This window comes from Nostoc sp. LPT, from assembly GCF_017115165.1.
Lineage (GTDB): Bacteria > Cyanobacteriota > Cyanobacteriia > Cyanobacteriales > Nostocaceae > Nostoc.
In genome coordinates this window covers 11,133-33,162 of the sequence record NZ_JABXKF010000167.1, presented here as the reverse complement: position 1 = coordinate 33,162, position 22,030 = coordinate 11,133, and the positions used below count along the sequence as shown (strand labels likewise).

20 protein-coding genes are annotated in these 22,030 nt (G+C 41.0%); 5 read left to right on the top strand and 15 right to left on the bottom strand.

Going from position 1 to position 22,030, the window contains the following annotated elements; all coding sequences use genetic code 11:
• Positions 1 to 139: 139 nt before the first annotated feature.
• The 6 genes from HWQ58_RS32270 to HWQ58_RS32245 form a co-directional block, all read right to left on the bottom strand.
• The gene (locus tag HWQ58_RS32270; RefSeq protein WP_292871989.1) at positions 140 to 742 is read right to left on the bottom strand and encodes a hypothetical protein; all 603 of its coding nucleotides are present in this window, start codon (positions 740 to 742) and stop codon (positions 140 to 142) included.
• Positions 743 to 787: 45 nt separating this feature from the next.
• On the bottom strand, positions 788 to 1,813 hold the full coding sequence (locus HWQ58_RS32265) for a glucokinase (RefSeq protein WP_292871987.1): 1,026 nt from the start codon (positions 1,811 to 1,813) through the stop codon (positions 788 to 790).
• A gap of 86 nt (positions 1,814 to 1,899) precedes the next feature.
• The gene (locus tag HWQ58_RS32260; protein ID WP_292871985.1) at positions 1,900 to 2,547 is read right to left on the bottom strand and encodes a histidine phosphatase family protein; all 648 of its coding nucleotides are present in this window, start codon (positions 2,545 to 2,547) and stop codon (positions 1,900 to 1,902) included.
• 156 nt (positions 2,548 to 2,703) lie between these two features.
• A complete protein-coding gene (locus HWQ58_RS32255; protein ID WP_292871983.1) occupies positions 2,704 to 3,747 on the bottom strand; it encodes an endonuclease NucS domain-containing protein in 1,044 nt (347 codons plus the stop codon).
• 162 nt (positions 3,748 to 3,909) lie between these two features.
• On the bottom strand, positions 3,910 to 4,473 hold the full coding sequence (locus HWQ58_RS32250; protein ID WP_292871981.1) for a Uma2 family endonuclease: 564 nt from the start codon (positions 4,471 to 4,473) through the stop codon (positions 3,910 to 3,912).
• Positions 4,474 to 4,506: 33 nt separating this feature from the next.
• A complete protein-coding gene (locus HWQ58_RS32245; protein WP_292871979.1) occupies positions 4,507 to 5,238 on the bottom strand; it encodes an ABC transporter ATP-binding protein in 732 nt (243 codons plus the stop codon).
• A 161-nt stretch (positions 5,239 to 5,399) separates the two neighbouring features.
• On the opposite strand from HWQ58_RS32245, the gene HWQ58_RS32240 reads away from it, so the two are divergent.
• Both HWQ58_RS32240 and HWQ58_RS32235 read left to right on the top strand, forming a co-directional pair.
• The gene (locus HWQ58_RS32240) at positions 5,400 to 6,251 is read left to right on the top strand and encodes an Rpn family recombination-promoting nuclease/putative transposase (protein WP_292871977.1); all 852 of its coding nucleotides are present in this window, start codon (positions 5,400 to 5,402) and stop codon (positions 6,249 to 6,251) included.
• A gap of 48 nt (positions 6,252 to 6,299) precedes the next feature.
• Positions 6,300 to 6,539: a DUF4351 domain-containing protein gene (locus tag HWQ58_RS32235; RefSeq protein WP_292871975.1), complete on the top strand. Its 240-nt coding sequence runs from the start codon at positions 6,300 to 6,302 to the stop codon at positions 6,537 to 6,539.
• 51 nt (positions 6,540 to 6,590) lie between these two features.
• On the opposite strand, the gene HWQ58_RS32230 is transcribed toward HWQ58_RS32235, so the two are convergent.
• Both HWQ58_RS32230 and HWQ58_RS32225 read right to left on the bottom strand, forming a co-directional pair.
• Complete coding sequence (locus HWQ58_RS32230; RefSeq protein WP_292871973.1) at positions 6,591 to 9,263, bottom strand: TonB-dependent siderophore receptor; 2,673 nt, start codon at positions 9,261 to 9,263, stop codon at positions 6,591 to 6,593.
• A 216-nt stretch (positions 9,264 to 9,479) separates the two neighbouring features.
• Positions 9,480 to 10,466, bottom strand: a complete 987-nt coding sequence (locus HWQ58_RS32225; protein WP_292871971.1) for an AraC family transcriptional regulator — start codon at positions 10,464 to 10,466, stop codon at positions 9,480 to 9,482.
• Positions 10,467 to 10,605: 139 nt separating this feature from the next.
• Between HWQ58_RS32225 and HWQ58_RS32220 the strand changes: the two genes are divergently transcribed.
• On the top strand, positions 10,606 to 10,782 hold the full coding sequence (locus HWQ58_RS32220) for a DUF4351 domain-containing protein (protein WP_292871993.1): 177 nt from the start codon (positions 10,606 to 10,608) through the stop codon (positions 10,780 to 10,782).
• Between the two features lie 47 nt (positions 10,783 to 10,829).
• Here the strand turns inward: HWQ58_RS32220 and HWQ58_RS32215 are convergent, their stop codons facing one another.
• Positions 10,830 to 13,508: a TonB-dependent siderophore receptor gene (locus HWQ58_RS32215; RefSeq protein WP_292871991.1), complete on the bottom strand. Its 2,679-nt coding sequence runs from the start codon at positions 13,506 to 13,508 to the stop codon at positions 10,830 to 10,832.
• Positions 13,509 to 13,624: 116 nt separating this feature from the next.
• Positions 13,625 to 14,614 carry an AraC family transcriptional regulator gene (locus HWQ58_RS32210; RefSeq protein ID WP_292871969.1) on the bottom strand — a complete coding sequence of 330 codons (990 nt, stop codon included), beginning with the start codon at positions 14,612 to 14,614 and terminating at the stop codon, positions 13,625 to 13,627.
• A gap of 252 nt (positions 14,615 to 14,866) precedes the next feature.
• On the opposite strand from HWQ58_RS32210, the gene HWQ58_RS32205 reads away from it, so the two are divergent.
• Positions 14,867 to 15,724, top strand: coding sequence for an Rpn family recombination-promoting nuclease/putative transposase (locus HWQ58_RS32205; RefSeq protein ID WP_292871967.1), 858 nt, complete (start codon positions 14,867 to 14,869; stop codon positions 15,722 to 15,724).
• 21 nt (positions 15,725 to 15,745) lie between these two features.
• Here the strand turns inward: HWQ58_RS32205 and HWQ58_RS32200 are convergent, their stop codons facing one another.
• From HWQ58_RS32200 to HWQ58_RS32180, 5 genes are all read right to left on the bottom strand, one after another.
• A complete protein-coding gene (locus HWQ58_RS32200) occupies positions 15,746 to 16,537 on the bottom strand; it encodes an ABC transporter ATP-binding protein (RefSeq protein ID WP_292871965.1) in 792 nt (263 codons plus the stop codon).
• A gap of 155 nt (positions 16,538 to 16,692) precedes the next feature.
• Complete coding sequence (locus tag HWQ58_RS32195; protein WP_292871963.1) at positions 16,693 to 17,637, bottom strand: branched-chain amino acid ABC transporter permease; 945 nt, start codon at positions 17,635 to 17,637, stop codon at positions 16,693 to 16,695.
• Positions 17,638 to 17,686: 49 nt separating this feature from the next.
• Positions 17,687 to 18,289 carry a Uma2 family endonuclease gene (locus HWQ58_RS32190; RefSeq protein WP_292871961.1) on the bottom strand — a complete coding sequence of 201 codons (603 nt, stop codon included), beginning with the start codon at positions 18,287 to 18,289 and terminating at the stop codon, positions 17,687 to 17,689.
• Between the two features lie 14 nt (positions 18,290 to 18,303).
• On the bottom strand, positions 18,304 to 19,308 hold the full coding sequence (locus tag HWQ58_RS32185; RefSeq protein ID WP_292871959.1) for a branched-chain amino acid ABC transporter permease: 1,005 nt from the start codon (positions 19,306 to 19,308) through the stop codon (positions 18,304 to 18,306).
• Between the two features lie 7 nt (positions 19,309 to 19,315).
• Complete coding sequence (locus tag HWQ58_RS32180; RefSeq protein WP_292871957.1) at positions 19,316 to 20,566, bottom strand: ABC transporter substrate-binding protein; 1,251 nt, start codon at positions 20,564 to 20,566, stop codon at positions 19,316 to 19,318.
• 631 nt (positions 20,567 to 21,197) lie between these two features.
• On the opposite strand from HWQ58_RS32180, the gene HWQ58_RS32175 reads away from it, so the two are divergent.
• Positions 21,198 to 22,030, top strand: an 833-nt coding sequence (locus HWQ58_RS32175) for a hypothetical protein (protein ID WP_292871955.1), incomplete at its 3' end; no start/stop codon positions are given.

Sequence of the window (22,030 nt, the reverse complement as noted above, 5' to 3'; positions counted from 1 at the left end):
TCACTGGTGGATTCAATTTGGAGTTTAATCGTAACTAATTACCCGGACATGATATGATACAAAAATTTTAATTATTTTTGCCTACTATATTAGCCCTGCAATTCATTGCAAGGCTAATATGGTAGAGGTTTTAGTTATTTCACTTTTTCAAAACTACATGGAAAGAATTTAAATACCCAGTAATGGTTTTAACTAGTGTCTTCTGCTGTTTTTTTGTAGCTATTGCCATTACTTGATATAGTCTTCCTTCAGCGACATACATTCTACTTTTAGTGATTTTCCCTCCAGAATTGATGTACTCAATTTCTTTGCCAGGATGATTATTTGAACTACGAATGTTTCTTTGACTAATTAAATTACTTTTCGTAGTCTTTAAAGCCATATCCCGTGCATTATTAAGTACAGCTTGGGGATCAGCCATTTGACCGTAACTATAAGGAAAATCATTGTAAGCAACTATATATGCTACTTGCTGTTTTGGTGGTTGAGCAACAAATATTTCTAAAGTAATTTCCCCCATGTAAGTTTTTTGGTATTCGGTATTTCTGTTGGGGCTTCCCGGCATCAAAATTGTAAAACGCCCATCTGGAGCAGTATATAACTTCCATTGTGGCTGAACGGGTTGAGAAACAGTTGGTTTGACAACAGCTGCCGGATGTTTGGGTTGACGCGCTTCCACAAGAACAGAGCCACCACAGACAATGGTGGCGGCAATTAGTGGCAACAGACTTTTAACTGTCATATTTTTTGCCTTTTGAGATGCTGATCTCACTGATGATGCCAGCTGTTATAACCTAGCAGCACATAAAGCAGCACCAATTAGGCCGACTTGCGAGTTGAGGATAACATACACGGGGATCTCTTCGAGGAGGCGGCGCATCCTACCTTTTTGGGTGAAATTTAATAAGAAACCGCTATTTTGGATTAAGGGCAGGATTTTGGGCGCAATTCCCCCAGCAATGTATAAGCCACCATAAGGTAGGAGTTTCAGGGCGAGATTGCCGGCTTCTGCACCATAAGCGTCTATAAATAATTGCAAAGTTTGTTCCGAGAGGCGATCGCTACCTTGCAATGCAGCCGTACCAATGACAGCACCGGGATCGACACTTTTCTCTTCCTGTCCCGCTTCTTGTTCCCAAGTTCTAACGATTTGGGCTATATCTGGTGATTCGGTGGCAAATTTGCGATCGCGCAGAAATTGGTAAATTGCCACAATTCCCATTCCAGAAACCACGCGTTCCACGGAAAGGCGCTGGATATCATGTTTACCCAGCAGGTATTTCAACAGTTGAAACTCGATCTCGTTACGAGGGGCAAAGTCAGCGTGTCCACCTTCTGAAGAAAAAACTTGATAGTCGTTTCCCTGTCTAATTAAAAATCCTTGCCCTAAGCCAGTACCAGCACCAATAATTGCAATCGGGGCTTCGGGTTGAGATTTGCCAACTTGCAACGTCAGCAAGTCTTGTTTTTGTAAACCTAAAATGCCGTAACCAATGGCGGCGAAGTCGTTAATCAAAGAAATGTGCAAGATACCCAATTCTTCTTGTAGACGTTCGGTATCCAGGAACCAGACTAAATTGGTCAGTTTGGCAGTATTTTTGACAATGGGGCCGGCGATCGCAAAACAAGCCTTTTCTGGTGTGGGTGTATTAGCTTTGACTAAAAACTGCTGTACTATCGGTACTAAATCGGGAAAATCAGCACTGTGGTAACTTTCCTGATAAATAGTATGTAAAGCTGGTGAATCTGATGTTTCAACCAATCGCAGAATAGTTTTTGTGCCGCCGATGTCTCCTGCTAGTAACAAAGTCATAGAATTTATTCGTGAAATTAATTACTTTTTTTTGTAGGATATACCCAACGTATCAGAAGCCATGAACGCAAATCTCTATCAGAGGTTTAAGCAAATCGAATAACTTCTTCTATGTGGGTTAAATGGGAAGTATCTCCCGTTAGTTCTAATAACCATTCTGGGTCTTGACGTACCACTTTTACTAGAGAACATAAAGAAGCTTTAACTTCTGTTTTGGCAATTTCCCCCACTAGCCCCATTGCTCCCCCCAACACAGATGCACCATGCGCTACTAGCAGGATATTGTCTGGGAGGAATTCAGTAGCTAAACATCTAGCAGTTTGTCCAGAACGTTCTCGCACTTTTTCGCGAGTTTCAGGATAATTGGCAGCAATGCGCGAAGTATAGCTGCTGTCAATTCTGGGGAATAACTCTGCTAATGCTGGAGTTGAGAGTCTTTTAGGTTCTTCTGTCATCCAAACTGGATTTAGCCATTCACTCAAACCTGTTTCCAATTTGATCGGTAAGTTAAGCACTTCTGCAACTGCGTTTGCCGTTTGTACGGTTCGCAGGAAAGGAGAAGCGAAAATATGGGCAATATTTTCTCCTTTAAATCGTTTAGCTAACTGTTGTGCCTGCACCATACCATCATCAGACAAAGGTGGATCGTAGCGTCGTTCGGCGGTAAGAAACCAATCAGGGTTTACGAAGTCGAGGCGGTTAGCGTGTCTTGCGATCCAGATGATTTGACTCATGGGTTTAATTATTCTGGTGAATGAAATTCGCCGCTAAACAAATATATAGATATCTGCAAGGAGGGCTACAAATATTAATATATGACAAAAATCGTAATAATATTTAATAATACTACTAATTAGGAAAAGTTATAGATGCTGTCAATGTAGCTTTTCTTAAAGCCTTTTTAACCAAGTTTCTAAAGCAATATCGACTAAAATCTCTAGAGAGTTAGTTCCACTCAGAATAAGTTTTTCGTAATTTTGATAGCAGATGCGTGCTCGATCATTTATTAATTCACTTTCCACACATCTTTTTATTTTATCTAGGAATACTGGATATTGATACATGTTATGATTTCTATTTTTATTACTAATAAAGGCTCTAGGGTAATTAATTATTATATAAAAGCTAGTCCAATCTTTATCAATAGAAATATGCATTCTCAGGGTATTTGGCTTGAAATATGGTTCTGGTTCAGGTAATCTTAGAAATAGGTTAGGTCTACCTTGAAAACCATAAATAGTGCTACCAAAGTAAAACTCAGCACAGAGCTTACTTTTTCCTTTACCATATTCAATAGAATTAGGTTTAACAATTTCTTGGATGCGTTTGTCAAAGCCAAGAATTTTTTTACGAATTCTGAGTACAGCCTCTCGCTCATTTTCACTAGAATTGTGACATTTAGCTAGTCGGTTAATAATTGCTCTAGGAGGAGCAGGTATATCTTCATTAACATCTCTTCCTTGATAAGGAATTTCTACTTTTGACAATTTGCCATTATCTAAGTCTTTTAATTCTAAATATAAGTTTTTACTTGCTTCCAATATTTGAAAGCTGAGAAATTGAATAGACAGATGGCTGTACTTTCTATCTGTAAAATTATCTCGATGAAAATTAGGTTTAATTGCTATCAAGCTAATAGGTTGTCCATAGTCTACCTCTTCTTGGAAGGGTTTATTCTCAAGTAAAGCTTCATAATATCGAGTTAGTTGCTGAACAATATATCTGTCTTCACTGTTTTTCAATTCCAGCACTACTAACTGTTTCTTCTCATTCAAGGCTAAAATGTCGCAAATTTGACCTTTAATATAATATTGTCGCTTTAGTGGAATTAACCCGAAAAGTTCCTTTAAATTCGCCCAGACAAAATCTTCTAAATCAGCTTCAGTCGCAAATTTCCAACTATTACCCGTTTTTATTAAATTCACGAAATCCATTATCTTGCTCTGACTTCAGTAAATTACTACCTTTAGTATTCCCAAAGCTAGACAGGAATTTATACAATTGTTTATATAGCGGTTCTCAGTTGAGTAGGTAAAGAACCCTACCCCCAACCCCCTCCCCGCAAGCGAGGAGGGGGCTATGATCTATAGGAAAAGCTATAACTTCAACCATCCAAATAGTTGTCCTACAGTTAATTGAAAACCACTAACTAAATCGGGAACTGGTAATATTTCTTGTGATTCTTGTAAAAGTTCTGGTTGCTGCTTTGGTGGATACACTAAAACAGAACGCTCATCTGGATCAATCAGCCAACCGAAGCGACTACCATACTTTAGACAATGTAGAATATTTCCGGTTACTTTAGTCTGGTTTTGATCTGGCGAAAGAATCTCAATCGTCCAGTCTGGATATGTCTTGAAGACATTAGCGACATCTCCACGTTCATCTAAGGAAATCCCTTCCCAAGCAAACACAGCTACATCAGATACAATTGAGCGTCCGCCAAAAGTACACCGCAATTCTGGAAAAGCAAGGGCAACTTTTTGAGGTTTGGCTACAGAATTGATATTACTGACTAGTTCACCCTGAAGAATACTATGTTTTCCCTGTGGCATTGGCTTTTGAATAATTTGACCGTTAATGTATTCTGAGCTAGGCTTTGTTTCTGGTAGTTTTAAAAACTTTTCTAAAGTTAGGGGTTTAGTTGGTGATTTTACCATCTGCTTATACCTCCAAAATTATCATTTAATTAATTACCCCAAATAAGCTTTTTTAACTCGCTCGTCGCTAATTAATTCTGAGGCTGCACCTGTTAAGGTAATAGAACCAGCTTCTAAAACATAACCGCGATCGGCAATTTGTAGTGCCAGATTAGCGTTTTGTTCAACTAATAGAATAGTCACGCCTGTAGCACGCAAATTTTCAATAATTGAGAAGATTTCTCGGACGATCGCAGGTGCTAAACCTAAGCTAGGCTCATCTAAAAGTAAGAGTTGTGGTTTACTCATGACAGCGCGAGCGATCGCTAACATTTGTTGTTCACCACCGCTGAGGGTTCCTGCTAGTTGATTGCGTCTTTGCGACAAACGGGGAAATAGCTCAAATTGGCGCTGAATGTCTGCTTTTATCTCTGCTTGATTAGAGCGAATATAAGCACCCAAAAGCAAATTATCAAGTACTGTTTGCCGCGCTAATACTCTGCGTCCTTCAGGACAATGAGCGATACCAAGTTGTACAACTTCGTGAGTTTGGCGACGGTTAATATTATGTCCATTATAGATAATTACGCCATTTTTAGGATTAACTACTTTAGATATGGCGCGAAGTGTAGTTGTTTTTCCCGCACCATTAGCACCAATTAGAGTAACTACCTCGCCTTTTTGAATAATTAAATTAATCTTTTTCAAAGCTTGGATGCCGCCATAATTTACATCAAGTTCTTGAACTTCTAAAATTGTATAGTTTGGCTTACTATCGGCTTTCATGGGCGGTTTACATTCAGAAATGTTGATTCAAAACCTAAGATACATCAATCATACATTTCTTAAAACAGTGCCTAGACATTGCTTCAACTTAAAAACCAACGTCAGAATACTGCAATCTTTATGATGTACTATTAATTAGTGATAAAGATATCAAGCGTCCTGTGGTAAAAGCAGCAGATATTGGTAGCAAACGATTAATTAATTTAGCTCCCGATGCATGGGTACAGTGGGTGACACAGCGTCCTGAGGTTGTGGCGAAAGAAATTCTCGGCTCTGAGTTTCATTGGATTAGCCGCGAAACAGATGTGTTGGTGAAGGCATACAGTGCCACTCATGGAGATTTTCTAGTACTAAATGAACTACAACTGCGTTACACGGCACAGATGCCTCTACGGATGAGAGCATATACTGCCTTGGCACAAGAACGCTACCGATTGCCAACTTACCCAGTACTGATCAACATTTTACCGCCCCCATCCACCTTAACTATTGTCAATAGTTACGAGCAGGAATTTTTGGGATTACGTGCCATCCAAGATTATCGCGTGATTAATTTGTGGGAAATTGATGCTGAAATAGTATTTGGGCAACCACTACCATCGTTGTTACCCTTTGTGCCAATCCTGCGAGGAGGGGGAGAGGTATCAGTTGTGCAACGCGCATTACAGGCGCTACGAGCAGATGCACAGTTGAACGAGTTAGAATCATTGCTGGCATTTTTTGCTAGCTTTGTGTTAGACACGCCTTTAGTGCAACAAATCATGAGGTGGGATATGGCAGTATTGCGAGAATCGCCTTGGTATAACGAAATTGAGCAAAGAGGTATTCAGCAAGGCCTTCAGCAAGGTGTACAACGGCAGTTAATCCGAGTATTGCGACGACGTTTTGGTGAAATTCCTCATGAAGTGGAAGCAAGGCTTGAGGGCGAGAGTGTGGAAAAATTAGAAAATTTAATGGATAGCGCGATCGCTGTGAGTTCTTTAGACGAATTCGTGCAAATTTTGTTTACCTAAATTTTGTAGGTGCGATCGCCTTTAGTGCAACAAATCATGAGGTGGGATATGGCAGTATTGCGAGAATCGCTTTGGGATCACGAAATTGAGCAAAGAGGTATTCAGCAAGGTCTTCAGCAAGGTGCGCGACAGCAGTTAATCCGAGTATTGCGACGACGCTTTGGTGAAATTCCTCATGAAGTGGAAGTAAGGTTTGAGGGCGAGAGTGTGGAAAAATTAGAAAGCTTAATGGATAGCGCGATCGGTGTGAGTTCTTTAGATGAATTTGTGAAAATTTTATTTATATAAATTTATTCTTCTTTAGGTGTTGGATCATGATTAAGCGTCTTCTAATTGCAATTAAAACTCCCAGGAAATCGTTCCCTGCACAGTCAAAGGATCACCGTAGAAAACACGCACTCTGCTGATGGCAGAATCAAAGTAATCAACGTCAAACAAATTTCGGAAATTGAGTGCCACTCGAAAAGCTTCCCTTTTGTAGAAGATGGCAGCATCAGTGCGGAAATAGCTGGGCAATTCAAAGGTGTTTGCCAAGTCTCCTTGCCTATCTCCCGTAAAGAAAAATCCCAAACCCAAGCCCAATCCTTGTAAACTGCCGGACTGAATTTCGTAGGTTGTCCAGAAATTAAAGCTATGTTTAGGGACATTATTTAAGAGTTTACCTGGATAAGTAGTGTCTTCTTCAACACGAGCATCGGTATAAGCATAGCCAGCAATCATGTTCCATCCCGGCAAAATTTGACCCGATAAATCTAGCTCAATCCCCTGGCTGCGTTGCTTACCCGTTTCAATTGACAGCAACGAATTTCTTGGATCAGTTGTCAGTACATTGGTGCGGGTTAAATCATAGAATGCCAAGGTTGTAGACAGGCGATCGCTCAAATCTGCCTTGATGCCAACTTCATACTGAGTGCCGCGTTCTGGCTTAAACAGGGTGCCGTTATTGAAAATAGTACCAGGCTGAAGGAATGAGCGGCTGTAGCTAGCGTAGAGTGAAATCGGTGGGATGGGTTGATAGACAATGCCAACCCGTGGGCTAAAGGCTTCATCTTGCTCAAAGGCAGTTTTCGATTGAAGCGATACAAGCAAAGCTTCTCCTTTTTGGCTGGCAATATCAAAGCGCCCACCCAGCAGTAACTTCAGGTTTTCTGCGAGTGTGATTTGATCTTGCACGTAAATACCCAAGGTATCGGCTCTAAATTTCCGTTGAGGTGGAAGGACGTTGGTACGCAGTCCTAACGGTTGACCGTACACTGGATTAAACAGGTCAAGTGAAGTAGTTGCACTGGCGAGATCCTTACTATCGATATCCCGTCTGGATAGATTGATACCTGTGACCATCTGATGCTGAATAGTACCTGTAGCAAATTTGCCAACTGTGTAGGTATCCAGATTGTAAGCCTTGTCGTCGTAGTCTGACTGGACGTACAGTCTGCTTAAGTTGCGGTTATCCGAAAAGCCAGTACCAAGAAAATAGACTCTGTCTAAGTTGAGGAAAGATGCTTGAAAGGCAGTACGAAGAAGCCACTTGTCGCTAAAGCGATGCTCAAAGTCATAGCTGATGCGGTACGCTCGAAAGTTGTTGTCATCTGCGGTATCGCCGACGAAGCGATTGCGAGGAATCTTACCATTGGGATTAGATAGTAGCGTTCCTATGGCTGGAAGACCTGAATCATACGGTGTGATTGTATCCAGGTACTCGCCTGACAAAGTTAGCTTCGTCTGATCGCTAACAAGCCAGGTTAAAGTGGGCGCAACAGCATAACGCTGTCTGCTTTCAAAGAAATCAACAAAACTTCCTGAAGTTTGAGCCGCAGCATTTAAGCGGTATAACAGTGTTCGGTTGGTATTGAGTGGACCAGAAAGGTCAAGAGCACCCCGGTAGAAATCGAAGTTGCCAATCGAACCTTCTATCGAGTAGTAAGGGTTGCTCAACGGTTGTTTGGTGACTAAATTGATGGTGCCTCCGGGATTGCCTTGCCCATAGAGAACGGAGGAAGGTCCTTTGAGAACTTCGACACGTTCAGTGATGGCGGGGTCAAAGCCTAATGAGGCAGCGGTAGGGTCTTGCACTCCATTTCTCAGGTAATTGTTAGTGCTAAAGCCTCGGATGATAACTCCTGGCTGAAAGCTGGCGCGAGATGAGAAACTTTGCGATGTGCCAGGTACATTTCTCAACACTTCGTCGATGTTATTAGCCTGCTGATCTCGCAGCACTTGTTGCGGTACTACCTGAATCGATTGGGGAATGTCACGTAGCGGGGTGTCGGTTTTTGTAGCTGTTGATGCATCTGGTACGCGATAGCCATCTTGCTCACCTGTCACTACCAACTCAATCGGTTCATCACCCTGTGCTGATGGTTGACTTGGCTGGGTTTCACTTGTTGGCTTACTTGATTGAGGTATTTGTTGAGTTTGAGGTTGTTGCCCCTGTTGGGTAGAAGAAGCCGCACTTGCAACAGAGAAGATAAGACCCTCTTTTTGACTGTCATATAACTCAACAGTTGGTACACTTGCTTCACCTATGACTGTCACCCGAATAGTATTGGCATCAAAGTTAGTCACCGTAATCTGGGTAACACCTGCTATTGGCTTGTCAGAGCGGAATGTGAATGCTTCACCTGACGGTAAACGCAGTTGAGCATTAGGAATGTCAACGATAAAGCTATTACCTGCACTGCGATTAGTAACTTGTAACTGTTCCCCAAGAGTAGTCTGTAAAATTACCTCCACGCCTTTAGAGGTGGGATTCGCCTTGACTTCGGTCACTTGCACAATTTCTGATGCTGGTGTTGGCGACTGTACGAGTTTTTCAGCATTAGTGAGCGGCAGATCTATTTCACTCACCTGCTTAATCTCACTAATGAGAGTTTTTACTTGCAAATTCTGCTCAGTTGGTCTTAATTGATAATTTTCTGCAATTTCTTGACTATCGTTAGCCCAAACAGGCTGCATTGCGATCGCACTTATTACCCCCGCAATCAAAACTGATAATTGCTTCCCTATCCCCATAATCCTCCCACACTCAAATCATCAACTCGTCAAGCAAGTTTACCAGTTTCTCAAGAACAGTAATTAAGAAAAATTCTTAATCAACTTTCATTGCAGAGTATCAGAATCAGCAATCGCAGACTTTGGTTAAACGGACTTTTTGTTTGGTCAAACGAACTTTTTTCCTAAGCGTTGCCAAGAAAAACATAGGAGATGGTAAGAAAGCTAGCTATTGCTTCACATCAATTTTTGGTAAGCTTTAGGACTAATTCCAAACTTCTTGCGGAATGCTGTACTGAAGTCGCCTAGATTTTTATACCCAACTGCATGAGCCACAGCGGTAATTGACATTAGTTTTTCTGCTAGTAGCGATCGCGCTTGCTCCATACGGTAGTTATGCAGATAACCAAACACAGTTGTACCAAACACTTGACGAAAACCTTCTTTGAGTTTGCGCTCATTAAGCCTTACTTGCCGAGCTAGAGCCAATAATGAAGGTGGATTGTGTAAATTTTGCAGTAAAATAACCTTTGCTTGATTAATACAGTCAATATCATCGGATTTCAATTCCCGCTGTTTCTGTAGCGTTTGATTTACCATAATCATTGGCTGTAGCTGCAAAGCCACCAATTCTAGCGCCTTACTTTCCAAATACATTTGCTTAGTCAGTCCTTGGTAAGGACAATTCAGAATTTGCTGTAAAGCCAGCTGCATCGCAGAAGTTGTTTTCTGGGAAGGAAGATATGGCTGTTCGTAGTTATCTTCAACTATGAGTCTTAAGTCTTTTGGCAGTACTTCTATTTGTCCATCAAAAAATGCTTTGGCAATCGAGAAATCGATGTATATATTCACTTCCAGACATCGTTCTTTTGCTCGAAATATTGACCGACCTTGAGAATATCCTCCAGTTGCCAAGTAGTTTTCTCCTGAAACCAAATGATGTCCATCACAGCGTAGAGAGTCTCTGGAAATACTAAAGACAAATTCTGTACACCAATGTTTATAGAGTACTAACTCTAAAGCAAAGTCATTTTCACAGACATAATCGTTAATTTCTAGGATAATTCCACTGCGAAGCCTAATAAAACGTCTATATCCTTTAGCCATTTCCTGGGGATATTCTACAATTGTTTCAATAATCCCTGGTTCAGATGAATGATATATTTTTGTAAAAGATTGTTGCCACAGTTCCTGCCAACCTGACATTGAAAGAGTGATGGTCACAATTTGTTTATAGAGAATTTGTGCTAATTATTCTTAATAATGTTACCGCAATTACTTAAGAGTTATTCATGCGATCGCATCCTCAGACTTATCCGAATTGAACAAGCATGATGCGCCTTTGGGGGTATCGGCATGAGGTATTCAGCAGGGTGTGCGACAGGAGTTAATACGAGTATTACGACAACGTTTTGGTGAAATTTCTGAAGAGGTGGAAGCAAGGCTTGAGGGCGAGAGTGGGGAAAAATTAGAAAATTTAATGGATAGCGCGATCGCTGTGAGTTCTTTAGACGAATTTGTGAGTATTTTGTCTATTTGAGCAAACAGCGATCGCATTTAGTGCAACAAATCATGAGGTGAGCCTTCTTAAAACTGCACTGAAACTGTTCCCAAAACTGTAAACGGTGCGGCAGGATACACACTGTCTATACTATCGGCACTTTCAAAGTAGTAAACATCAAATAAGTTCTTGATATTCAGCCCAACTCGCCAGTTGTCGCGGCGGTAATAAATGGCTGCATCGGTTCGCACATAGCTAGGCAAAGTGAATGTATTCTCCAAGTCTCCTTGTCTGTCGCCTACAAAAAATAATCCACCGCCAAATCCCAACCCTTTGTAATTTCCTGTTTGAATTTCATAGGTTGTCCATAAACTGGCACTGTTTCGGGCAACATTACTCGGTTCATTGCCCTTGTATTCTGGTCTGGTATCTTCAGTGATTTCCGGATCAATATAGGCATAACTGGCAATGATTTTCCATCCCGGCAAGATTTCACCGGCGACATCTAGTTCAATGCCTCGACTGCGTTGTTCACCAATCTGAAGGCTAAATCCTTGATTAGCTGGATCTGGATCGTCTACGACAATATTTTGTTTGGTAATTTGGTAAGCTGCTAGCGTTGCGGACAGTCTGGCATCGAAAAATTCACTCTTGACCCCGACTTCAAATGATTCACCCTTAGTTGGCTCAAATGGAGTATTATCGGCATTTATGGCGGAAGCACTAGAGGGTTGAAATGAGCGACTATAGCTGGCGTATAAAGAGACTGGTTGAATGGGTTGGTAAACAATGCCAATACGAGGGCTGAAGGCAGTATCTTCTTGGTCGCGTGAGATCCCAGGTACTGTATCCTCGAAGGAGGCTTCTACAAAATCAAAGCGTCCACCTAGCAAAATCTTTAACTTATCTCCAATTGAGATCAAATCCTGGGCATAGACACCGATCAAATTTTGAGGAAATTCTGTGTCTGACGTTTTCGTATCAAATTGAATTGAAGGTCGGTCATAATTTGGGTTAAACAAATCGATGGCTGGGAAAGTGGGCGTTGGATCGAATGTCTGTCGGATGTAATTAGTTCTACCTAATTCCAAGCCAAATAACAAATCCTGCTTAACGATGCCAGTTTGAATCTTGCCAATAACATCCGTTTGCAGAAAGTAACTTCGTGACTTAGCCTGATCAAATCTAGCGCCACGATCCACTGTTCGATTGTCGTCTGCTCGTAGCCCTAAACTATAATCAAACGTCTCATTATAATCTTCAAGCTCTGCTGTAAACGCATTACGAATTGACCAATTGTCACTGAATTTGTGTTGTAAACGGTATCCAAGCGCCACAAAATCCCGTTCTAATTTGAAATCTGGGTCATCGATAAACCGAGAGCGAGGAACTCTGCCAAGAGGGTTTGGCAATAGTGAACCCACTGCCGGAATACCTAAGTACTCTACTTTTGAGGTATTGATATACTCACCTTCTAGGACTAGGGTGGTATTCTTCCCCAGGTCAAAACTGATAACAGGTGCTATGAATGCCTGCTCCGTTTTCACAAAGTCCACAAAGCTACCAGAGTTTTCATACGCCATATTCAAGCGATAGCGAATCGTTTTGTCGGTATTTAAGGGACCGGAAAGATCCAATGTGGGACGGTAAAAATCAAAGTTACCAATGGTTCCTTCAACAGCATAATAAGGTGTTGAAAGAGGTTGCTTAGTTACAATATTGAGAATCCCCCCCGGTTCACCCTGCCCATAAAGGACAGATGCAGGACCTTTAAGAACTTCAAGTTGTTCAATGTTCGCTACATCCAGACTGTGACTAAGGGCGTTATACCTCCTAAAACCATTGACAAAAGTACTACCACCGCTAGCAAAGCTGTCCGCAAATCCTCTGAAAATAAAATTTTCACCAAACGTAGTTTGAGAACCAGCGCTTCCAGGAGTTATTCCACTAACGTTAGAAACTGCTTCCCGAACTTGTGTAATTTGTTGATCCTTTAGCACTTGTTGCGGGATGACTTGAATCGAGGCGGGAATATCGCGGATAAGCGTATCAGTCTTAGTTGCAGTGGAAGCATCTGGTACGCGATATCCATCTTGTTCACCTGTCACCACCAACTCAATTGGCTCATCACTAGAAGCCGATGGTTGCTCTGGTGGGGTTTGGTTCGCTGGTTGTTCTTGTTCAGGTGTTTGTTGAGTTGGTGGCTGCTGTGCAGTAGATGCAGCAGTTGTCAACCCAAAAATCAAACCTTCATCGCTGTCAAATAACTCGACTGTTGGTGAGCTTCCCTCACCTATGACTGTCACCCGGATAGTATTGGCATCAAAGTTATTGACTATTATTTCAGTAATTCCCGCAAGTGGTTTTTCAGAACGGAATGTAAATGCCTCGCCCGATGGTAGGCGCAGCTGAGCATTAGGAATATCAGCAATAAAACTATTACCAGTACTGCGATTAGTAACTTGTAATTGTTCCCCTTTGCTAGTTTGTAGAATCACCTCCACACCAATGTTAGTGGGATTTGCCTTCACTGCCCTCACTTGCACAACTTCACGAATCGGTGTTGCTTGTGGGGTTGACGATTGAGAAAACAACCCACTAACATTTGTGGCTGGGCGTTCAATCTCGCTCAGTGACTTAATTTTTGTAATTACTGTTGGCGAATTTTGTTTGACTTCTGCGCGTACAGATTCTGCCATAAACATTGGCAGAAAACTCATCACCAACCACAGCCAAATAATAGACGACAACCGCTGAATTCTCATCACAATTCCCCACACTCCAGTAACCAAAACCCTCTTTGTTGAGAAGATTTCTGAATAAACTCGAAATGTAGATTACAGGAATTGGATGAGTTACGTCTACCCCAATACAGAACTAATCATCGCCAAACAGACTTTTCACCCAACAAACACTGACTCGGAGAAATACCAAACTTACGTTTAAAAGCAACACTAAAGTGTGTGGGATTGCAGTAACCAGTCATAATTGCCACTTGCAGCACTGTGCGATTTCCTTCTCTGAGCCAGCGTTTTGCTCGCTCCATGCGTTTGTCTGTCAAGTAACCAAATACGGTAGTACCAAAGAGTCGCTGAAAACCACGTTGAAGAGTGCGATCGCTTACTCCCACAAGTTGTGCTAATTCTAATAATGATGGTGGATTAGCTAGACAAGAGAGTAGAATTTCTCTTGCTTGGTATATACGCTCAACAGTTCCAGCTCTAAATCGCGGTTGTGGTTGCAATCCACCTTGATCAGCTAAGAAGGGGGCAAGTTGCAGCGACATCAACTCTAGCACCTTCGCCTGTAAATACAAACGCTTCGTCATCCCGTGGTAGGGACAGTTGACTATTTGCTGTGCCACTGTCTGTACTGCTGTTGTAGTTTTTGGGTAGAGCAATGTCTGCCACTCGTTACCTTTTGCCAAAAAACGTAGTTGCGGTAGAATTTCTCCGTCCCCTGTAGGAAAAAAGGTTGCCAACAACTCAACAGGCATACTGAAGCCAATACCCACCTGCGCTTGAGAAGCCAAAAAAGTCATATTTCGTTGAATGCCGCCACCTGAAATGAGTGTGTATCCTTCTCCTAATTGCCCTCCAAATTCATCTATAGTTGTTCCTGAAATACTAACAGCAAATTCCAAAGGGTGAACGCATTCACAGCCTGGTTCGAGTATGTCATCGTAGTATTCGTAGTTACCAATCCCCAGCCACACTTGGGGATGCACTTCTATGCTTCGGCTATATCCTTTGCCCAGTTGCCTGGGTATTTGAGAATAAGATTCATAAGGCTCTGACGAGTTTTGCTGGCTATTTTGTCTAGCTTCTGCCCAAAAGTCTCTTTCCTGTTCCAACGTTAGGGTAATGGTCATAGTTAATGATAATAATAAAATTTATCATTAATTATAGGTTAGTATGGCGTTAGCAGAGCTTACCGCAGGTATCGCCCAAATTTTTTCGTAATTCATTCTTAATAGCTGGCGATCGCAAAACCCCATCACCAGCTGTTATTAACATTGCAGACAAATAAAGCAGATAAAAGCTTACTTAATAAACATTCTTTAGATGTAATGGCACACTTCAAGTTACGATAAATCTCACTTCTTGAGAGCATCTACACCCCGATGGCAAAACCTGCCGATGTCAGCACCAAAAAATTAATCAGTCTCGCACCCGACAACTGGGTAAGATGGGTAACCCAGATTCCTAATCTTGTTGCTGGGGAAATTCTCACCAGTGAATTTCAGTGGATTAGCCGAGAAAGTGATGTATTAATCCGTGTCACAAGTCCCCAACACGGAGAATTTCTGCTTCTCAATGAGTTGCAATTACGCTATCAATCCAAAATGCCACGTCGGATGCGTGCATACGCTGCACTTGCGGAAGAAAAATATAACTTGCCAACATACCCCGTTCTCATCAACATTCTTAAAACTGGTAACAACGAAATACCCACAAGCTTTACATCAAATATTGCTGGATTACGGGCAATACAAGATTATCGGGTGATTAACTTGTGGGAAGTCGATGTCAACATTGCTTTTCAACAACCTTTACCATCATTACTGCCGTTTGTACCTATTCTTAAAGGTGGTGAAAATGAATCTACTATTAGAGAAGCATTGCAAATTCTCCGTGCTGATGAACAACTAAATCAACTGGAAACAGTCTTAGCTTTTTTTGCTACGTTTGTTTTAGAGAGTGCCCTAATTCAAGAAATCATGAGGTGGGATATGGCTGTGTTACATGAGTCGCCTTGGTATCAAGAAATTTTACGCGAAGGAGAAGCACGCGGAGAAGCACGCGGAGAAGCACGCGGAATACTTTCTAGTATTGAAATTAATTTAGAGTTGAAATTCGGTGATAATGGATTACAGTTAATGCGACAAATTACGGAAATTAATGATATAGAACGTTTGAAGACAATTTTACGGAACGTTGTAACTGCAAATAGTATTGAGGAATTGCAACAGGTTTTGTAGTTTAAGACAGTTCATCAGATATCATTCATTTCCCAAATAAGCTTCAATTACAGCCGGATTATTTCTGACAACTGATGGTTCACCCAATGCAATCAATTGCCCAAAATCTAACACAGCAATGCGATCGCACAAACCCATAACCAATGGTACATGGTGTTCTATAAGAATGATCGTCAAATTAAAGCCATCGCGCAGGCTGCGAATAAATGCACTGAGTTGCTGTTTTTCGTTGGGGTTCATTCCCGCCGCCGGTTCATCGAGAAGTAAAATTTGCGGTTCTAATGCTAAAGCACGGGCAATTTCTAGCCGACGTTGATCGCCGTAGGCAAAGTTTTTGGCTTTTTCGTCAGCGCGATCGCTTAATCCCACTAAATCCAATAAATCTAAAGCTTTTTGCTTAGTCTTCAATTCTTCATTAGGCGCTGGTGGTAATCCCAAAACTCCTGTAATCATATTACTTTTAGTGTGTAAATGTCGGGCAATTATCACATTCTCTAACGCCGATAATTCCCCAAACAAACGAATATTTTGGAAGGTACGGGCAATACCTAAAGCAGCAATTTGATGAGGACGCAGTTGGGAAATTTTTGCACCTTGATAAATTAATTGACCGCTAGAAGGTGGAATAAAGGCAGTAATCAAATTAAACAGTGTTGTTTTGCCAGCACCATTAGGGCCAATCAATCCAAAAATCTCATGTTTATTTACACTAAAAGATACATTATTTACCGCCACTAAACCACCAAAGCGGCGAGTTAATGCTCTTGCTTCTAAGACAATACTGCTGTTAGTTTCTGGAATACTATGTGACATTTTTGCATATTATTATGAATATAAGACTTATACAATAACTCTCTAAAACTTTTCTTACTTCTCTGCGAGACGCTGCGCGAACGCGCCCTACCCTGTGGGAAGCCACTTCTCTACGAGACGCTACGCGTAGCTTGCTTAAGAGTAGGGGTACGTGTCTATGCGTCCTTCGCGGTTCGTTTTTCTATGATTTTCCGCCTTTGAAAAATATCTGGAGTAATTAGCCCTTGAGGAAAAAAGATTGTACCTATTACTATTAGTAAGCCAAAAATAATTAATCTGCCATCGCGCAAAAATTGTGCTAGCCAATTAGGTAAACCACCTGTATCAGCAAGACTTCGCAGAATCTCTGGTAAGGCTGTAAACACCATACCTCCAATTACCGGTCCTAAAAAAGTTCTCGAACCACCAATCAAAACAAAAGTTAAATATATAATACTGCTATCAAAAGTCCCTTGACGAGCATTCCAGGTATTAAGGAAGTGGGCGCTAATTGCACCTACAACCCCTGCAAGTATAGCCCCTAGTGTAAATGCCAAAACTTTGTAATAAGTGGGATCAATTCCCATTGCACCCGCAGCTAATTCATCTTCGCGGATAGCGATAAAAGCCCTTCCTACACGGATGCCTTCTAAACGATAAAGCAGCACCATACTAATTAATAGTAAGGGCAGAGCAATCCATAAATATTCAATTGGTGTTTGGAAAGGTTGAGGAATTCCAAAAATTCCAACAGCACCGCCTGTAATATCTAGATTGAGGGAGACGACGCGCAGAACTTCCACAAAAGCGATAGTAGCGATCGCTAAATAAATTCCTCGCAACCGTAAAGCGGGAATCCCGACTATTACACCCAATAAACCACAAATTACACCAGCAATTAACATCTCCAATAACAACAATGGAATTGGAAATAAAGTACTGCTAGATGTTAAAATTTTTGTGGATAAAATTGCTGCAATATATCCTCCTAAAGCATAAAATCCTGGGCTAGCTAAAGACAATTGTCCTGTCATTAGCGGTAAGTAAAGCGATAACCCTACTAGCGCTCCTAATACCATAGAGACAATTAGAGAACCATAAGTAGCGAAAAAATCAGCCATTTAAAAAAATTTTGATTAAGCTTAATCAAACTATCGCTTTTCTCACCTATTAAGCTGTTAATATTTGCTCTGCTGTCAGCGCCAGTTCAGGAAAAGTTCGTGACACAATCCGTTCTGAACCTCTAAACAGTGTCCGTTGGTATTTTCCCTCAGCATCTAATAAAAAAACAAATACAGCCGGAACTTTTGGATTTCCCAAATATTCTCTTAGCCCAATTGCCAAATAATCTACAATCCAATATTCTGTAATACCTAAACGTTGATATTCATCCAATTTATCAATGTAGTCATCTTCCCAATTAGTTGATGTCACTTCTACAGCTAACTGGATGGGTTCTTCAAGTGCAGAATAAGCAGAACGATTTGAGCGCCATACATCTTTATCTATAACACTTACATCAGGCTTACGCCCTTGTTGTGTCCCATCAGCAGTTATAGTTCTAAATACTACTGTGTTTTTTACCACGTAATTCAGATTGAACCGCCTAATTTTATCATTGAAACTAAACAATATAAAATCAGCAACATCATCATGATTTTTGGTTGCACGCACCTCTATAATTTCTCCATCTACAAGTTCATATAAACCTTCTTCTGGACACTGTGACAAAAATTGATCGAAAGTTAATTTAGGTTTGGTGTATGTTTTCATAGTGCTACGTCTCTTTAAACTTTTTGAATAAACCGCCGCCCTAGCAAACCTTGGGGTCTAACTAATAACATGATAAACAAAATTCCAAAAGCTACTGCGTCTTTATATCCAGATAAAGATAATTCGGCGTCGTGTAGAAGCACCTTTAGAAGCTCCTCTACTAATCCTACAAACGCCTCTACTAATCCAATTAAGAAACCTCCTAACACTGCACCAGGAATACTACCTAAACCACCTAAGACAATTACCGCTAAACCCCGCAACCCAAAAGCAATGCCGAAACTTGGCCCAGGAATACTAACACTAGAGGCGACTAAAGTTCCTGCTAATCCTGCTAAAAAACTGCTGATAAAGAATGTTAAGATGATAAAGTGATCGCTATTAATTCCTAACAAACTAGCTGTAGTTGGATCTTCTGCGATCGCTTGCATGGCCTTACCATATTTAGTTCGATTGATAAAATAGGTAATAATTGCCACAATCACAACTGATACAGTAAAAATTACCACCTGAACGCTACGAATCGGAATTGGGTTTTTTGCAGTACCAAAGTTAATCGCAGGTGGCAAATTACCGTAAATATTTGCGGGATATGTGTAACTTTCTGCGCCTACTAAATACTGGATTAGATTTACAATTACCACTGCTACCCCTAAGCTGGAAACAACAGTTAGTAAGGGGTCAGATCCTTGACGGCGCAAAGGTTGAAAAGCAACACGTTCCATCACTACCCCTACCAATCCCGCCAAGGTACTTCCTAAAATCAAGGATATAGCAAATGGTAATTTTATCGGTAGGGCTGCATTAGCCAACAAGCCGTTAAATCCAAAGTTACCACCCATGAGTGCATAAGTGAAGTATGCACCCAAGGTAAAAATCGCGCCATGAGCTAAATTAATGATGCCCAAAATAGAATAAACTAAGGTATATCCCAAGGCAAAAATTGCATAGATACTACCAATAGATAATCCGTTCAAAACTTGCTGCAAAACTAGTTGCAAAAATAGAGTTATGTCCATGTTGCAACTATTTTATAAATACGAACTTTCCAGTATTTCCATCTTTATCCATCTTGATTTGGGCAACGTAAAATTCCTTTTGAATCACATCACCTACTGGTGTAAAAGCAATCTCACCTAAAGGAGTATCATACTTTCCAGCTAGTATTTGCTTGTTCAATTCGGTACGCAGTTTATCAAGAGGTAATGTGCTGATTTTGGTTTTTTTATCCAACTCTTTAAGCGCTTCAACATACACCTGCACCGCCGCAAAAGATTGACCTGTAAATTGGGCTGGTTCTTTCTTATATTGCTCAATATAGGTTTGGCGAAATACCTTATTAATCTCACCAGGATATTCAGGACTGTAAGCTTGAGCAATCAGCACACCATCGCAAAGTGCTTTACACACTGATAAAACATTTGGTGTATTCAGACCATTACCACCAATAATTATGCCTTTATAACCCAGTTCTCGCAGTTGTCGCACTAAGTTACCACCATCAGCCGCTAGTCCCGAAATAATTACCAAATCTGGTTTTGAATTAATTGCATTGGTAGCTTGGGCTTGAAAGTCTGTATCAGTAGTTTGGAACTTTTGAACTGTTACTAATTCTAGCCCTTGCTGTTTTACTGCTGTTTGAAAAATCTCCGTTTCTGATTTGTTAAAAGCATCATTTTGGGCGTAAAAAACTGCCACTTTTTTAATTTGAGGATTCTGCTTAAGTGCAGCTTTCAACGAATTAGGGGCAACTATAGAGACGGGGGAAGATACACGAGCTACATAATCACCGATTTCTGGAATTCCTTTTGCGGTATTTGATGCTCCAATAACTGGCACTTTAGCACGTTCGGCGATGGGGTCAGCACTAAAAGCTTGCTGTGACAAAGTAGGGCCAACAATACCGACAACTTTATCTTTATTAATTAAAGTTTGAAAAGCGTTAATTGCTCCAGCTTCATCACCGCTAGTATCTTGGTTTACCAATTTAATCGGAGTACCATTAATACCACCTTTACTATTGAAATACTTCTCAGCAATTCTGGCTCCAACAAATCCCTCTTGACCAAGTAATGCGACGTTGCTGGTTTGTGCTAAGGCAATACCGATAGGAATAGCACCTGATGTAGTTGTTGTCTGGGTGGTATTAGTTGTAGTGTTATTTGTGGTGGTACTATTTGGAGAATTTGTCACAGAGCCACCGCCACCACCACAGCCTGTTAGTAGTAAAGCGCAAGTTGATAATAATGCTGTTGTCTGAGCGATCGCGTTGTTCATCGTTAAATAATCATCTAGTTATGAGATATTCGGCAAGAGTTAATAGCAAAGTTCATAATCTGCAAACAAAATGATGCAGATTTACACTTTTGCACGAATTCTATTAAATCATTCTTATTTCATCATGCAAAGAGAAATATTCAAAGTGTTTGTCAATACAAATTATAATCAGCCATAATTTTACCATTCCCAGGTAAAACTTGGGAATCGTTAAGCGTGAGCGCTTTCAAGTGTCAGATGTTCGAGTCAAATTTAAGTGTCTCAACTCATGCAGCTGATTAACGGCGGAGTATCAGACTAAGTTGATGGATGATTTGTTCAGACTTAAATGGTATAAACAAAGTTTTACCTAAAGTTTACTTTGGTAGAGTTTAATTCGATCAGTGTTGATGTAACGGCTAATAATAGCAGTTCTATCACACGAAGATTATGAGTTTGAACTGGATCATGTAAAGGTTTGTAACTGATTTCTGTAGTTTTTAGAACTGAAACTGAATCCAAAATAGGTACGTGGTTTCATAGTACAATACCAGTCAAACTGAAAAAAAAATTCAGTAATTAAAACTTTACATCTGTCTAAATCTTTCCAACAAAACACAGAGCAGTATTAAGGAGGAAGACATTAGATTTTATGAAAAGGAAATTTACAATTTTAGCAGGCACAACATCGGTAATTTTATCTCTGGTAAGCCAACCAGTTCTTGCCGTTTGGAGTGGGCCTCAGAGTCTGGGAGGAGTATACACCTCAGATCCTAGTTGTGCTTCCTTAGGCACAAATCAGGTGATCTGTGCCGGTCTTGGAACTAATAAAGCACTTTTTGTAAATGGGTTTAATGGCAGTTCCTGGAGTGGGCCTCAGAGTCTGGGAGGAGTATACACCTCAAATCCTAGCTGTGCTTCCTTAGTCCCAAATCAGGTTATCTGTGCCGGTCTTGGAACCAATAAAGCACTTTTCGTGAATCGGTTTAATGGCATTTCCTGGAGTGGACCTCAGAGTCTGGGAGGAGTATACACCTCAAATCCTAGTTGTGCTTCCTTAGGTACAAATCAGGTGATCTGTGCCGGTCTTGGAACCAATAAAGCACTTTTTGTAAATCGGTTTAATGGCAGTTCGTGGAGTGGGCCTCAGAGTCTGGGAGGTGTATACAGTTCAAATCCTAGTTGTGCTTCCTTAGGTACAAATCAGGTGATCTGTGCTGGTCTGGGAACCGATAGTGCACTTTATGTGAATCGGTTTAATGGCAGTTCGTGGAGTGGGCCTCAGGGTCTGGGAGGTGTATACAGTTCAGATCCTAGTTGTGCTTCCTTAGGTACAAATCAGGTTATCTGTGCTGGTCTTGGAACCGATAGTGCACTTTTTGTAAATCGGTTTAATGGCAGTTCGTGGAGTGGGCCTCAAAGTCTGGGAGGAGTATACACCTCAAATCCTAGTTGTGCTTCCTTAGGTACAAATCAGGTGATCTG